General features: G+C 34.1%; 13 protein-coding genes. 2 read left to right on the top strand and 11 right to left on the bottom strand.

Going from position 1 to position 14,157, the window contains the following annotated elements:
- Nucleotides 1–13: 13 nt before the first annotated feature.
- The 11 genes from QWY99_RS16445 to QWY99_RS16395 form a co-directional block, all read right to left on the bottom strand.
- A complete protein-coding gene (locus tag QWY99_RS16445) occupies nt 14–289 on the bottom strand; it encodes a co-chaperone GroES (protein ID WP_290266685.1) in 276 nt (91 codons plus the stop codon).
- Between the two features lie 158 nt (nt 290–447).
- On the bottom strand, nt 448–789 hold the full coding sequence (gene secG / locus QWY99_RS16440; protein WP_129537349.1) for a preprotein translocase subunit SecG: 342 nt from the start codon (nt 787–789) through the stop codon (nt 448–450).
- Between the two features lie 3 nt (nt 790–792).
- On the bottom strand, nt 793–1,779 hold the full coding sequence (locus QWY99_RS16435) for a tetratricopeptide repeat protein (RefSeq protein ID WP_290266683.1): 987 nt from the start codon (nt 1,777–1,779) through the stop codon (nt 793–795).
- A gap of 80 nt (nt 1,780–1,859) precedes the next feature.
- Nucleotides 1,860–2,363, bottom strand: coding sequence for an LptE family protein (locus tag QWY99_RS16430; RefSeq protein ID WP_290266681.1), 504 nt, complete (start codon nt 2,361–2,363; stop codon nt 1,860–1,862).
- A gap of 69 nt (nt 2,364–2,432) precedes the next feature.
- Complete coding sequence (locus tag QWY99_RS16425; RefSeq protein ID WP_290266679.1) at nt 2,433–3,689, bottom strand: sigma-54 interaction domain-containing protein; 1,257 nt, start codon at nt 3,687–3,689, stop codon at nt 2,433–2,435.
- Nucleotides 3,690–3,751: 62 nt separating this feature from the next.
- A complete protein-coding gene (locus tag QWY99_RS16420) occupies nt 3,752–4,123 on the bottom strand; it encodes a GxxExxY protein (RefSeq protein ID WP_290266677.1) in 372 nt (123 codons plus the stop codon).
- 88 nt (nt 4,124–4,211) lie between these two features.
- On the bottom strand, nt 4,212–5,657 hold the full coding sequence (gene miaB / locus QWY99_RS16415; protein ID WP_290266675.1) for a tRNA (N6-isopentenyl adenosine(37)-C2)-methylthiotransferase MiaB: 1,446 nt from the start codon (nt 5,655–5,657) through the stop codon (nt 4,212–4,214).
- Between the two features lie 172 nt (nt 5,658–5,829).
- A complete protein-coding gene (locus tag QWY99_RS16410) occupies nt 5,830–6,621 on the bottom strand; it encodes a hypothetical protein (RefSeq protein ID WP_290266674.1) in 792 nt (263 codons plus the stop codon).
- Nucleotides 6,622–6,644: 23 nt separating this feature from the next.
- A complete protein-coding gene (locus QWY99_RS16405) occupies nt 6,645–7,373 on the bottom strand; it encodes an MIP/aquaporin family protein (RefSeq protein ID WP_290266672.1) in 729 nt (242 codons plus the stop codon).
- A gap of 27 nt (nt 7,374–7,400) precedes the next feature.
- Nucleotides 7,401–8,897, bottom strand: a complete 1,497-nt coding sequence (gene glpK, locus QWY99_RS16400; protein WP_290266670.1) for a glycerol kinase GlpK — start codon at nt 8,895–8,897, stop codon at nt 7,401–7,403.
- A 28-nt stretch (nt 8,898–8,925) separates the two neighbouring features.
- A complete protein-coding gene (locus QWY99_RS16395; RefSeq protein WP_290266669.1) occupies nt 8,926–10,515 on the bottom strand; it encodes a glycerol-3-phosphate dehydrogenase/oxidase in 1,590 nt (529 codons plus the stop codon).
- Nucleotides 10,516–10,668: 153 nt separating this feature from the next.
- On the opposite strand from QWY99_RS16395, the gene QWY99_RS16390 reads away from it, so the two are divergent.
- Both QWY99_RS16390 and topA read left to right on the top strand, forming a co-directional pair.
- Nucleotides 10,669–11,442, top strand: a complete 774-nt coding sequence (locus QWY99_RS16390; RefSeq protein ID WP_290266667.1) for a DeoR/GlpR family DNA-binding transcription regulator — start codon at nt 10,669–10,671, stop codon at nt 11,440–11,442.
- 195 nt (nt 11,443–11,637) lie between these two features.
- On the top strand, nt 11,638–14,157 hold the full coding sequence (gene topA / locus QWY99_RS16385) for a type I DNA topoisomerase (RefSeq protein ID WP_290266666.1): 2,520 nt from the start codon (nt 11,638–11,640) through the stop codon (nt 14,155–14,157).

The raw sequence follows: 14,157 nt of genomic DNA, 5'->3' as shown, positions 1-14,157 counted from the left end.
AGATTTATGCTTTTTAGATTATCGCTAAGATATCATCTTCACGCATAATCAAATAATCAGTTCCTTCATGTTTTAATTCAGTCCCTGCGTATTTACCATAAAGTACTGTATCTCCAACTTTTACAGTCATAGTATGGTCTTTAGTACCATTTCCTACAGCTACAACAGTTCCTTTTTGTGGTTTTTCTTTAGCAGTATCTGGAATAAAAATCCCTGACGCAGTTTTAGTCTCTGCTGCAACTGGCTCAATAAGTACGCGATCTGAAAGCGGTTTAATGTTTAAAGTCATGATTTTATAATTATGTTATGTTTATAATTTTATTTGCTAATAATTTTGTTCTCATAAAAACTTTCAGAAACTGTGCCACCTTGGATAAACTGACATTATTTCTTATAAAAAATGCCAGCTTTGACAGGCTGGCATTTTTACGTTCTATAAAGAATGTATTATTTTGCTGGGTTAGTCGCAGCAGGTGTTTCTTGAACTGGAGCAGCAGGCGTAGTGCTTGGAGCTGTAGTAGCAGATTTCTCGATAAGTTTAGATTCTACATCACTTAAAGATCCTGTGAAACTTAAACTAGAAAGCAAGATTAATGCAATTAAGATTGTTGCTAATGTCCAAGTACTTTTGTCTAAAAAGTCAGTTGTTTTTTGTACACCACCTAACATTTGAGATCCACTAATTGTTGAAGATAATCCTCCACCTTTAGGGTTTTGAACCATGATAACTACGATCAATAGAAAACAAACTATTGTGATTAAAACTAAAAAAATTGAAAATGTGCTCATTGTTTAATTATTATTGTTATTTTGTTGTAATGTCTTAATATCCGATATGCGGTCTGCAAAGAAACTAATTTTTTCTGGATATTTCAAAATTAATATTTCATATGCTTGTATTGCTTTTGTATATTTTTTTTGTTCCAAATATACTCTGGCCAAAGTCTCCGTCATTAAGTAAGTATTATCGTCTTTATTAATGTCTATCTGAATGTTAGCAGCTACCGTTGTAGTTGATTTCACAGGAGAAATTTTCGGGCTTGTTTCGATGAACTTGTTAATTAACGCTTCTTTTTTCTTTTTCTCTTCGTTGATTTCGATTAAAGAATTGTCTATTTCTATAGTTGGAACTTCTTGTTTTTCTTCTTTATTTTCTTTTTTTCGTTCAATGGGTTCTGTTCTAGAAAGTTGAAGCCATTGTTGGAAGGAGTGTTTCTCTTTTACAGAAAAATCTAGTGGTTTACCAATTTCTAGATTTTCCGTTGCAATTTCGATAGCCTCTTCAGCGGTTTCTAAAGCCTCCTCTGTAGTTTCTAAATTTACTTCGATAGTTGGAATCGAAGCTTCCTTTATTGAAGTAAGGATAGATTGCTCAATAGGATCTATAATTTTTATAGTTTCTACTTTTTCTATTACTTCTATTATTTCTTCTTCTTTATCCTCTTCAATTACAACGTCAGGTAAAAGATGTTCGCTATCAATAACATTGATGTCTAAAAGCGCTAAAGCTTTCTTGTCGTAATATTCTTTCTGAATGGTTGAAAAAGTTTCTGATGTTATAAAGTCAAATAAAATAGCTCTATCTGTTGTATGTGCGGCAGTAACTTTTAAGGCATAATTATACTTAAAACTGTTTTGACTATAAAGTCCTTTTAATCGCATTGCTCTTGCACTTTGAAAATAAGGGAATTCATCCAATACATTGCCTAATTCCTCCGTTTGCTTTTCGGAAATAGCATCGGGTCTATTTATTAGGTAAGTATAATCGTTAACATTCATTATTTTTTCTTTTATCGTTTAAATTGTTTATTCGTTAATTAATGGCTTGTTTGGTTGTTTAATAAGTTAAACAATCGGTTTTACCATTTCGCTAATGACTCATTAAAAATATCTTGAGTAATACGGTCAAGAATTTCTTTAATAGCAGTGTCTTTGATAGGTCCTACAAGTTGATCTCGTGCAGGATAGTCATAATAAAACTCGAATGATCTTTCAAAGTCATCAGTTTCTTTCTTTCTGTTAGTGAATCGTACGTTTACACGAATTTTTAATCTGTTTTGTGACGCCTGCTGATCTGCAGTTGCAGTCATCGGACTAATTCGGTAATCTGTAATCTCTCCTTCATACATTAAATCTGCACCTGAACTCACTAAGTTTAAGTTAGTTTGATTCTGGATTAAATCCTGTAATTGTAAAGTAAAAGTACGATCCAATCCTGGTTCAATTAAATCAGCATTATTCTGGAAGTAGTTTACTTGAAATGTTTTTGCATCTATTTTACCAGTTCCAGTAAAGTTGTAAACAGAACAACTACTAAAAGTGAACACAATTGCAATTATAATTAGGTACTGTATGTTTTTCATTTTATTTTTTAAAAGCCCCAAAGGTATTTATTTTAGTTCTCATTTTTTGAGCAAATTGTTTGTGATGTTCTACAAATCAAATTGTTTTATTTTTCTATATAAAGTTCGTTCTGAAATTCCCAGTTCATCTGCAGCGGCTTTTCGTTTCCCTTTATTTTTTTCTAATGATTTTTTTATCATTTCGATTTCTTTTTGTTCCAATCGTAAAACTTCTTCCTCTTCGATTGTTTCTGCAAACAAATAATTATCGTCATTTGATTGGTACTGTTCCTCGTGATTAGGAGTTGTCATAACAGCTGTTCTTGGTTCTTCTTCAAAATCAATTTCGCTGTCATTTTCTTGCGAACCGTATATTTTTTTAATCAAATTTTTATTGGTTTCTTGCACATTTGCGCTACCATTTTGCATTAATTCTAGGGTAAGTTTTTTTAAATCATGCAAGTCACTCTTCATGTCAAAAAGGACTTTATATAAAATCTCTCTTTCGGTATTAAAATCACTATCGTTTTTCTTGTCGTTTATAACAGAAGGTAAATTAGGGCCTTCAGTTGGTAAATAAGACTGTAGTGTTTCAAGTGAGATTTCACGGTTGGTTTCTAGAACTGAAATTTGCTCAGCTACATTTCGCAATTGACGTACATTACCATTCCATCTGAATTTCTGTAATAATTGCACAGCATCATCATCTAGTTTTAATGGAGGCATCTTGTATTTATGAGCAAAATCAGATACAAATTTTCTAAATAATAAATGAATATCATCTTTACGCTCACGTAATGGAGGTAATGTAATTTCTACAGTACTCAAACGATAGTATAAATCCTCACGGAACTTGCCTTTTTCGATAGCATTGAATAAATTAACATTGGTTGCGGCTACAATTCTAACATTCGTTTTTTGTACCTGTGAAGAACCTACTTTTATAAATTCACCATTTTCAAGTACACGAAGCAATCTTACTTGCGTAGTAAGAGGTAATTCTCCAACTTCATCTAGAAATATAGTTCCTCCATCGGCAACTTCAAAATATCCTTCACGTGTGCTTGTTGCACCTGTAAAAGCTCCTTTTTCGTGTCCAAAAAGTTCGCTATCAATAGTTCCTTCAGGAATTGCACCACAGTTTACGGCAATGTATTTTCCATGTTTTCTATGTGAAAGTGAATGTATGATTTTTGGAATACTTTCTTTACCAACACCACTTTCTCCAGTTACCATTACCGAAATATCAGTAGGGGCTACCTGAATTGCTTTTTCTATGGCGCGATTAAGCTTAGGATCATTTCCTATAATTTCAAAACGTTGTTTTATAGCTTGAACTGTCTCCATATATAATGTTTGTTTTTTTTGCCACAGATTAAAATGATTCCCGCAGATTTCTTTTAAACGTTTTATGAAATAAATCTTTTGTACTGAAGGGATTTTGTTTGAAAATTGACAAGTAATCCTATTTCTGAATTAGATAATTTCATGTAATTTATAATCTGAGCAATATGTTCATTTGAAAATTCTTTTATTGCTTTTACCTCTAAAACGATATCTTCATTAATAATAAAATCAGCATAAAATTTATGAGGCAATATTTTGCCTTTATATTCAATTGAATATTCTTTTTCTCTTTCAAAAGATACATTCTGTTCTTTAAATTCTATTTCTAAAGCATCTTTGTAAACTATTTCTAATAAGCCTGGTCCGAGATTTCGGTGTACTTCCATGCAAATGCCAATAATTTTATAAGTTTCACTTTCTCTATAATGTTGCATAAATTAATTTGTTTGCCATAATTTTAAATATAAGTAAAATAATACAAAAAATCATTTAAATCATATTAATCTGTGGCAAAAAAATAAATCAATTCATGTTACTCAATTCTACTGCTTCACCTTTTAACGTTCCGCTGGTGCAACTTGTAATTTTTACATTTACAAAATCGCCAATTTTATAATCTTCTTTAGGGAAAACTACAGTAATGCTTTGCGAGTTTCTTCCTGAGAATTCTTCTTTAGATTTTTTAGAAACTTTTTCAACTAAAACTTCTACAGTTTGTCCGATAAATTCTTCAGAACGGAACCAAGCGTGTTTTTGTTGTAAATCGACAATTTCTTGTAATCTTCTAGCTTTGGTTTCTTCCGTAACATCATCTTCCATTTTTCTTCCAGCCAAAGTCCCAGGACGTTCTGAATACGAATACATATAACCAAAGTTGTATTTTACATATTCCATTAAACTCATAGTGTCTTGATGGTCTTGCTCAGTTTCTGTTGGGAAACCTGCAATCATATCTTGAGAAATAGAACTGTTTGGGATTATTGTTTTGATTTTATCAATCAAAGTCATGTATTCCTCACGCGTATGCAAGCGGTTCATTTCTTTTAGGATTCTATTGCTTCCAGATTGAACTGGTAAGTGGATGTGTTTACATATATTTGGGTATTTTGCAATAATATGCAAAACACTTTCGTGCATATCTTGTGGGTTCGATGTTGAAAATCGAATACGCATTTTAGGATAAGTCACTGCTACCAATTCTAGTAATTGATCGAAGTTTACAGCAGTTGCTTTTTGCATGTCTGATGCACTAACAAAATCCTTTTTTAATCCGCCTCCATACCATAAGTAACTATCTACGTTTTGGCCTAAAAGTGTAATCTCTTTAAAGCCTTTTTCCCATAAATCCTGAATTTCATTCATGATACTCTGAGGTTCACGGCTACGCTCACGTCCACGAGTAAAAGGTACCACGCAAAACGTACACATATTATCACAACCACGAGTTATAGAAACTAAAGCAGTAATTCCGTTACTCATCAATCGAACTGGAGAGATGTCGCCATAGGTTTCGTCTTTTGATAAGATTACGTTTATAGCATCACGTCCTTCCTCAACTTCACTTAATAAATTGGGTAAATCTTTGTAAGCATCTGGGCCAACAACTAGATCTACTATTTTTTCTTCTTCTAGAAACTGACTTTTTAAACGTTCGGCCATACATCCTAGCACACCAACCTTCATTTTTGGGTTAATACGTTTTACAGCGTTGTATTTTTCTAAACGTTTACGAATAGTTTGCTCAGCTTTGTCACGAATAGAGCAGGTGTTTACTAAAACTAAATCGGCTTCTTCAAGAACCGATGTTGTATTGTAACCACCATCAGATAAAATCGAAGCTACAATTTCGCTGTCCGAAAAATTCATAGCGCAACCATAACTTTCTATAAAGAGTTTTTTAGTATTCTCAGGTTTATTCTCTAAAACAAGACTTTCACCTTGTTTGCTTTCTTCAATAATCTTTTCCATAAGTCACTTTCAAAAGTGTGTTTTAATAAGATAACAAATGTACGATTATTTGAATGATTATGACAAGATGTCATATGAAGATTTAACATTGTTTTTATATTTCTGCTTAACATGAAAAAACTCCCTTTGAAATAAAGAGAGTTTTAGCAAACAAATTAAAAACCAAATAAGTTTAGAACAGATTGACTTCTAGTTGCAATCTGGCAATTTTGTTTTCAGGATTCCACATTGCTGTGGCTGAAACAGGTAATTTATAATTAAAAACTGAAATATCTTTGGTCGCTTTTATTCCTGTATTTACAATACCGAAACTGCTTTCTGCTTTATTTGAATATAGAAAAGTATCTCCATTAAGAGCATAGCCGGCTCCTAAAAAAACGTCCAAATTTACTTTTTGGTTTCTAATAGCAGGGTAACTGAATTCTGTATATGTTGAATATTTACTTTTGTAGCTGTCATTGCTATCAAGTTGCCTATCCTTTAAGCCACTGTAAAGTATTATATCAACTTCTACTCGTAATGGGAATGATTCTGGAAAACGATACGAAGTCCTTAAATCTATAAGGTGTGTAGATGTGAGTTTGTTGTAATTAAATACTTCAGGGTTTTCGATTCCAGTAGTGTTAAATAGATCCCATAATCCAATTGAAAAATTATTTTTTTGATATTGGATATAATAATTTATCTCGCGGTATTTTCCATCAAATCCTGCGCCTCCCCATATTCCAACAGTAAAGTTTCTTTGTTTATCAAATGTGTAATGAATATTTCCAGTAGCAGTCATACCGTCATTAATAACAAGGCCTCTCCATAAGTGACTTGTTTTAAGGTTAACATTAAAGTCTAAACGGGAAGGTTTTGTAGTCTCTGTTGTAACGGAACTACTGTCTAAAGCCGTTTTTTCTTGAGCGTATCCAGCTAGCCCTATAATTGAGATTATAGAGAAAAATAGTGTTTTTTTCATGATTTCTATTTTATAAAAGCATATTAAAGTAGGTTCATGTATAAGAGGGCAGCCAACGCTGATCCTATGATTGGTCCTGCAATTGGAATCCATGCATAGTCCCAGTTGCTACTTCCTTTAAAAAGTAGAGCATGTGTGATACGAGGACCTAGATCTCTCGCGGGATTAATAGCATAGCCTGTAGTGCCACCTAAAGAGAGTCCGATTGCCCATACTAAAATGGCAACAGGCAAAGCGCCAATAGAGCCTAGTCCTATTTTTACGTCAGTAGCTGAGTTAAAGCTAAGTTCTGGACCTGCAATGTAGAAGATTACAAAAATAAGAACGAAAGCTCCAATTATTTCGCTAATCAAATTTGAGACATTGTTTCTAATTGCTGGTATAGTGCTAAAACAGGCTAGCTTCGAGCCTTCATCTTCAGTAATAGAAAAGTGATCTTTGTGGAATAACCAAACTAAAAATGCACCTAGCATAGCGCCTATTAATTGGGCAATAATATATGAAGCAACTTGGCTCCATGCAAATTTTCCTATGAGGGCTAGTCCTAGTGTTACAGCAGGGTTTAGGTGCGCACCACTAATTGGTCCTGAGACGGTTACGCCTACAAAGACAGCAAATGCCCATCCAGTAGTAATTACTATCCACCCAGAGTTGTTTCCTTTTGTTCCTTTAAGAACTACGTTTGCAACAACTCCGTTACCTAATAAGATAACGAGCATTGTGCCTATAATTTCTGCGATAAATGGTGACATCTTCTTGTATTTTAAATGATTTGTCTTCTAGTCTTCAATCCAGTTTGTAGTACGGCCTACAGCTTTGTTCCAGTTGTGTACCAATTTATCCACTTCAGGCTTTGGCATTTCTGGAGAGAATTCACGGTCGATTGACCATTGTTCTTGAAGTTCGTCTATGCTTTTCCAGTATCCTACTGCTAATCCTGCTAAATAGGCTGCTCCTAATGCTGTTGTTTCTAAAGTTTTAGGTCTAATTACCTTGAATCCAAATAAATCTGATTGAAATTGCAACATTAAATTATTGACAACAGCTCCACCATCTACTCTTAATTCTTTTCCTTCGTTTCCAAAGTCAGCTTCCATTGATTTTGCTAAATCGAATACTTGATATGCGATTCCTTCAATGGTAGCGCGCGCTATATGCGCATTTGTTGTTCCTCTGGTAATACCGAAAATTGCTCCTCTAGCGTATTGATCCCAATGTGGAGCGCCCAATCCTGTTAAAGCAGGAACAAAATATACACCACCATTATCAGGTACGCTTGCTGCTAAAGTTTCGATTTCATCAGATGAATTGATCATCTTAGCACCATCTCTAAGCCATTGTACAGCGGCTCCTCCCACAAACACACTTCCTTCTAGGGCATAAGTAGTTTTACCATTTATTTTCCAAGCAACTGTTGTAAGTAGATTGTTTTTAGAATAAACAGGTTTGTCGCCTGTATTCATTAGCATAAAACAACCAGTACCATAAGTGTTTTTTACCATTCCTGGTTCTGTGCATAGTTGTCCAAAAAGGGCAGCTTGTTGGTCACCAGCGACACCTGCGATTGGAATTTTAGTAGAAAATAATGTGGTACAAGTTTCACCATAGATTTCACTACTTTGTTTTATTTCTGGTAACATTGCTCTTGGAATATTAAATAATTCCAACAACTCATCATCCCATTCTAATGTGTGAATGTTCATTAGTAACGTTCTACTTGCATTAGAAACATCTGTCATGAACATCTTGCCTCTTGTTAGTTTCCATATAAGCCACGTGTCTACGGTACCAAAGCATAATTTTCCTTGTTCTGCTTTTTCACGTGCTCCTTCAACATTATCTAAAATCCATTTTAACTTTGTTCCAGAAAAATAAGCGTCTAGTTTTAATCCCGTTTTTTCTTGGATCATTTCTGTAAGTCCTTGCGCTTTTAGCTCATCACAATATTTTGCTGTTCGACGATCTTGCCAAACGATAGCGTTGTATAGTGGTTCGCTAGTTTCTCTATCCCAAACTATTGTTGTCTCACGTTGGTTGGTAATTCCGATTGCAGCTATTTCTTTTCCTGAAATCCCCATTTTTGCAATAACTTCGGCAGCAACGCTAATCTGTGAATACCAGATTTCATTAGGATCGTGTTCAACCCATCCTGGTTTCGGAAAGATTTGTTCATAAGGTTTTTGAGAGATGCTTACTATTTTGCCATCATGGTTGAATATGATGGCTCTAGAGGAGGTAGTACCTTGATCTAATGTTAGGATAAATTTATTTTCCATGATGGTATATTTTTAAAAGTATTTTTTTTTAATGGTGTTTTTCTTGAAAATCAGATAAAATAAATCCGTTTGCAAGATGTTTAAATTCTGATATTTGTCTTTGTGCCCATGTCTCGTCGTGGCCTAGTTCTTTAGCTAATAAATGAGCTACTTTTTCGCAAGAAGCAATTGCTGCACGTGCATCTAAGAATAATAAACGAACCCTTCTTGCTAGTACATCATCAATGGTTCTTGCCATTTCATATCGAATTGCCCAAGCTACTTCCGCCATCGTATATTCGTAATCGGGATGTAATTTTTCTTTTAATTCAGGCTCTTTTTCTTGTAATTCTAATATTTTAGGAATATCAGTTCCATATATGTATAAGTGATTTTCTCTAGCTTTTGTATCGGTTTGCTTATTTCCATGAATTGCAATGTGTTCCGTTTTGCATTTTAATTTTGGTAAGTTATGTACTGTAATTGCTTTGTCTATAATATCTTCGGCAATTTTTCTGTAGGTAGTCCATTTTCCTCCAGTAATTGTTATTAATCCAGTTTCAGAAACTATGATTTTATGACTTCTAGAAACTTCTTTAGTACTTTTTCCTTCTTTTTCTGGTGCGGCCAAAGGTCTTAATCCTGCAAAAACAGATAAAACATCAGCACGAGTAGGTTTTTTTACTAAGAAGCGTTGTGCTGTTTCTAGTACAAACTCGATTTCTGACTCTAACGCAATTGGTTCTAAGCTATGTTTTTTAATTAAAGTATCTGTTGTTCCAACTACTACTTTATTATGCCAGGGCACTGCAAATAAGACTCTTCCATCACTCGTTTTAGGAATCATTAAGGCTTGGTCGCCAGGTAAGAAAGACTTGTCGAATACAAGGTGAATTCCTTGGCTTGGAACAATGTATTTTTTATATACCGTATCGTTTAGTTTCATTATTGCATTAGTGAAAACACCAGTTGCATTTATGACTGCTTTACCTTTAATTTCGTGTTTTTCCCCAGTTTCGTGATCTATTATTTCAACACCTATAACTTGGTTCTTGTCATTTTTTAATAAACCAACAACTTTAGCATAGTTTAAAAGACAAGCGCCATTTTCTACAGCAGTTTGTGCAATGTTTATAGCTAAACGGGAGTCATCAAATTGACCGTCTTGGTAAACAACACCACTTACTAGACCTTTTGGTTCTACAGTAGGAAGCAATTCAATAGTTTTTTTCTTTGAAATATATTTAGATCGACCCAAACTAAGTCTTCCTGCTAGCAAGTCGTAAATAGTTAGACCTATCGTGTAAAAGTAACCTCCCCACCAGTTGTAATTTGGAATTACAAAAGATTGATTTTTGACTAAGTGTCCTGCATTTTGTGCCATTAAACCTCTTTCTTTTAAGGCTTCCGTAACTAGCGAAATATCACCTTGTTCTAGGTAACGAACGCCTCCGTGAACCAGCTTAGTACTTCTACTAGAGGTTCCTTTGGCAAAATCTACCGCTTCAATCAAAACAGTTTTGTATCCTCTGCTTGCAGCATCAAGGGCTGTTCCTAGTCCGCTAGCGCCTCCACCAATTATGATTACATCCCATTCGGAGGTTTGTTTTAGTTTTGCTAATTGTTCTATTCGTTTCATTGTTTGGTTTTATTTGTTTCGTATTCCTTTAAAAGCTTTCGAATAACAAAGCTAATGAAATTAAACGAAACTAAATAAAGTTAAGTGAAATTTATTTTTTTATTTTATTTTTGTATCTTTCGACATCAATAACCTTAACATTAAAGTAACATTATGACCATTATCAACAGAAGACAAGAGGATATACTTAAAGAATTAGATCGAAAAGGATATGTGAATGTAGTTGATTTATGTGAGGCGCTTAATGTTTCAACCGTAACTATACGAAAGGATCTGAACTTTTTAGAAAACGAAAAACTATTACATCGTACACATGGGGGAGCTAGTAAAAAGCCAATTTATGCTTTTGAAAGAGATGTTAACGATAAAGAAACATTACAGGTAGATCAGAAAAAGCAAATAGCTAAAGAAGCTTTGAAATATATTAACGAACACGATTATATTATCTTAGGTTCGGGTTCTAATATTCACTACTTATCAAGAATTATTACTGGATTTCAAAAATTGACGGTTCTTACTCCTTCATTAAAAGTGTCTTTGGAACTTACTAAAGAGGTTAATATAGATACGATTCAATTAGGTGGAGATGTTCGAAATAGTTCTACCTCTGCTGTTGGTCCAATTGCGGAGGCTACTTTGAGTCAGTTTTCATGTAATAAATTATTTATAGGTACAGACGGGGTTCATTTAGAATTCGGACTGAGTACATCAAATGCATTAGAAGCACATTTGAATCAAGCCATGATAGAAGTAGCTGAAAAGGTTATAGTATTAGCAGATTCTACGAAAATGAATATTAGAGGTTTTGGTAAAATTTGTAATTTAAATAAAATTGATGTGCTAATTACTGATGAAGGTATTGATCCAGAGACTAAAATGAAATTGGAAGAAATTGGAATAGATGTAGTTATCGCAGGTAAGATTTAGTCTTTTGGGTTATATATAAAGTCTGTTATTTTATGGGATAATTGTGAGGAGTATATTTAAATGCTTCCAATGTAGGAAATTACATTGTTTTATGTTTATATTTGTGCCCTGATTAAAGGTATAAAGTATTTTTAAAATTTAGTAAAGCGCAATATTTAAAAAAAATAGATACTTTTGTTCCAGAAAAATAGAGTAATGGCAAAGAATTTAGTGATAGTTGAGTCACCTGCAAAGGCAAAAACGATAGAGAAATTTTTGGGAAGTGATTTTCAAGTAGAGTCAAGTTATGGGCATATTGCCGACTTGCCTTCAAAGGAAATCGGTGTAGATGTAGAGAATGGGTTTAAACCTAAATATGAAGTTTCTCCTGATAAAAAAGCTTTGGTAAGTAAGCTAAAAACGTTATCTAAAAATGCTGAGATGGTTTGGTTAGCGAGTGATGAGGATCGCGAGGGTGAGGCTATTTCATGGCATCTTGCTGAGGAGCTGAAGTTGGATAGAAAAAAAACCAAGCGAATTGTTTTTCATGAAATTACTAAAACTGCTATCTTAAAAGCAATTGAGAATCCAAGAGAGATAGATTATAACTTGGTTAATGCACAGCAAGCACGTCGTGTATTAGATAGATTGGTTGGTTATGAATTATCTCCTGTTTTATGGAGAAAAATTAAAGGCGGTTTGTCTGCTGGACGTGTGCAATCTGTTTCTGTACGTTTAATAGTTGAAAGAGAACGTGAGATTCAGAATTTTAAAGCAGTTGCAACTTATTCTGTTGTTGCTGAGTTTACCAATGAAAGCGGAAAAACCTTCAAGGCTAAATTGCCTAAAAATTTTAATACAAAGAAAGAAGCCGAAGATTTTTTAAATAAAAATATAGGTTCTTCATATAAGGTTTCAGACTTAGAAACGAAACCTACTAAAAAATCTCCAACAGCACCGTTTACAACTTCTACTTTGCAACAAGAGGCTGCTAGAAAATTGTATTTGCCAGTTGGAATCACAATGCAATTAGCACAACGTCTTTACGAAGCGGGACTTATTACTTATATGAGAACCGATAGTGTTAATCTTTCTAAAGATGCAATGGATGCAGCTCAGGCTGAAATTATCAAATCATACGGTAAAGAATTCTCAAAACCGAGAACCTTCACGAATAAAAGTAAAGGAGCGCAAGAAGCACACGAGGCGATTCGTCCAACGGATATGTCACGTCATACTGTAAATATTGATAGAGACCAAGCGCGTTTATATGATTTGATTTGGAAAAGAACATTGGCATCACAAATGAGTGATGCACAATTAGAAAGAACCAATGTAAAAATTGAAGCTAATAATCACAGCGAGATATTTACAGCATCAGGAGAAGTATTGCTTTTTGAAGGATTCTTAAAAGTTTATCTTGAAGGTCATGATGATGACGAAGAAGAGCAAGAAGGAATGTTGCCAGCAATGAAAGTGAACGAGAAGTTGATAAACAATTATATCACGGCAACTGAAAGATATTCAAGACCACCAGCGCGTTATACAGAGGCATCTTTGGTTAAGAAATTAGAAGAGTTAGGTATCGGTCGTCCTTCGACTTATGCACCAACTATTTCTACTATTATCAATAGAAATTATGTTGAGAAAGGGAATCTAGACGGGCAAGAACGTAATTATACACAACTTACATTACAAGCTAATAAGGTAGGTGAGAAGTTGCTTAAAGAAAATACAGGTTCGGATAAAGGAAAGTTGGTTCCAACTGATATCGGAACAATTGTTACAGATTTCTTGGTCAAAAACTTTGGGTCAATATTAGACTATAATTTTACAGCAAAAGTTGAACAGGATTTTGACGAAATTGCTGAAGGAAATATTGATTGGGCACAAATGATGCAGGAGTTTTATGATAAGTTTCATCCAAATGTAAAAGATGTTGAGGCAAATGCCGAGAGAGAAAGTGGAGAGAGAATATTAGGTAAAGATCCAGTTTCAGGAAGACCAGTTTCAGTTCGTTTAGGAAAATTTGGTCCAATGGCACAAATTGGTGAGCCGGATGATGAAGATAAAAAGTTTGCTAGTTTAATGGCAGATCAAAATATTGGAAATATAACGTTAGAAGAAGCTTTAAATTTATTTTTATTGCCTAAAAACTTAGGAGAGTATAAAGGGGAAGAAGTAGAAGTGAGTAACGGACGTTACGGGCCTTATGTTCGTCATGGTAGTGTGTTTATTTCGTTACCAAAAGGAGAAGATCCTTTAGATGTGACAATAACTAGAGCTCAGGAATTGATAGATGAAAAAGCTATTGCCGATGCACCTATCGCTGTGTATAAAGGTGAGGGCGTGCAAAAAGGAGTGGGACGTTTTGGTCCGTTTATTAAATGGAACGGATTGTTTATCAATGTAAGTAAGAAATATGATTTTGATAATTTGTCACAATCAGATATAGAAGCCTTGATCGAAGATAAGCTCCAAAAAAATATAGATAAAGTACTTCATAATTGGGAAGAAGAAGGGATCTTGGTTGAAAAAGCACGATGGGGACGTTCAGTTATCACAAAAGGTAAAATTAAAATTGAACTAAGTAAGGATGTTGATGCTACAAAATTGACGTTGGCTGAAGTTCAAGAAATGATTGCTAAGAAAACCCCAGTAAAAAAGACAGCCGCTAAAAAAGCGCCAGCAGCCAAAAAAGCTGTAGCGAAAAAAACAGTAGCAAAAAAGAAATAA

This window comes from Flavobacterium branchiarum, assembly GCF_030409845.1.
GTDB classification, from domain to species: domain Bacteria; phylum Bacteroidota; class Bacteroidia; order Flavobacteriales; family Flavobacteriaceae; genus Flavobacterium; species Flavobacterium branchiarum.
The sequence above is the reverse complement of the archived record's forward strand: the minus strand, read 5'-3'. Positions and strand labels throughout refer to the sequence as shown.

Bases quoted from the DNA above. Each gene is read 5' to 3' on its own strand.
- QWY99_RS16445 (WP_290266685.1), bottom strand. From the start codon at position 289: ATGACTTTAAACATTAAACCGCTTTCAGATCGCGTACTTATTGAGCCA.
- secG (WP_129537349.1), bottom strand. From the start codon at position 789: ATGAGCACATTTTCAATTTTTTTAGTTTTAATCACAATAGTTTGTTTT.
- QWY99_RS16435 (WP_290266683.1), bottom strand. From the start codon at position 1,779: ATGAATGTTAACGATTATACTTACCTAATAAATAGACCCGATGCTATT.
- QWY99_RS16430 (WP_290266681.1), bottom strand. From the start codon at position 2,363: ATGAAAAACATACAGTACCTAATTATAATTGCAATTGTGTTCACTTTT.
- QWY99_RS16425 (WP_290266679.1), bottom strand. From the start codon at position 3,689: ATGGAGACAGTTCAAGCTATAAAACAACGTTTTGAAATTATAGGAAAT.
- QWY99_RS16420 (WP_290266677.1), bottom strand. From the start codon at position 4,123: ATGCAACATTATAGAGAAAGTGAAACTTATAAAATTATTGGCATTTGC.
- miaB (WP_290266675.1), bottom strand. From the start codon at position 5,657: ATGGAAAAGATTATTGAAGAAAGCAAACAAGGTGAAAGTCTTGTTTTA.
- QWY99_RS16410 (WP_290266674.1), bottom strand. From the start codon at position 6,621: ATGAAAAAAACACTATTTTTCTCTATAATCTCAATTATAGGGCTAGCT.
- QWY99_RS16405 (WP_290266672.1), bottom strand. From the start codon at position 7,373: ATGTCACCATTTATCGCAGAAATTATAGGCACAATGCTCGTTATCTTA.
- glpK (WP_290266670.1), bottom strand. From the start codon at position 8,897: ATGGAAAATAAATTTATCCTAACATTAGATCAAGGTACTACCTCCTCT.
- QWY99_RS16395 (WP_290266669.1), bottom strand. From the start codon at position 10,515: ATGAAACGAATAGAACAATTAGCAAAACTAAAACAAACCTCCGAATGG.
- QWY99_RS16390 (WP_290266667.1), top strand. From the start codon at position 10,669: ATGACCATTATCAACAGAAGACAAGAGGATATACTTAAAGAATTAGAT.
- topA (WP_290266666.1), top strand. From the start codon at position 11,638: ATGGCAAAGAATTTAGTGATAGTTGAGTCACCTGCAAAGGCAAAAACG.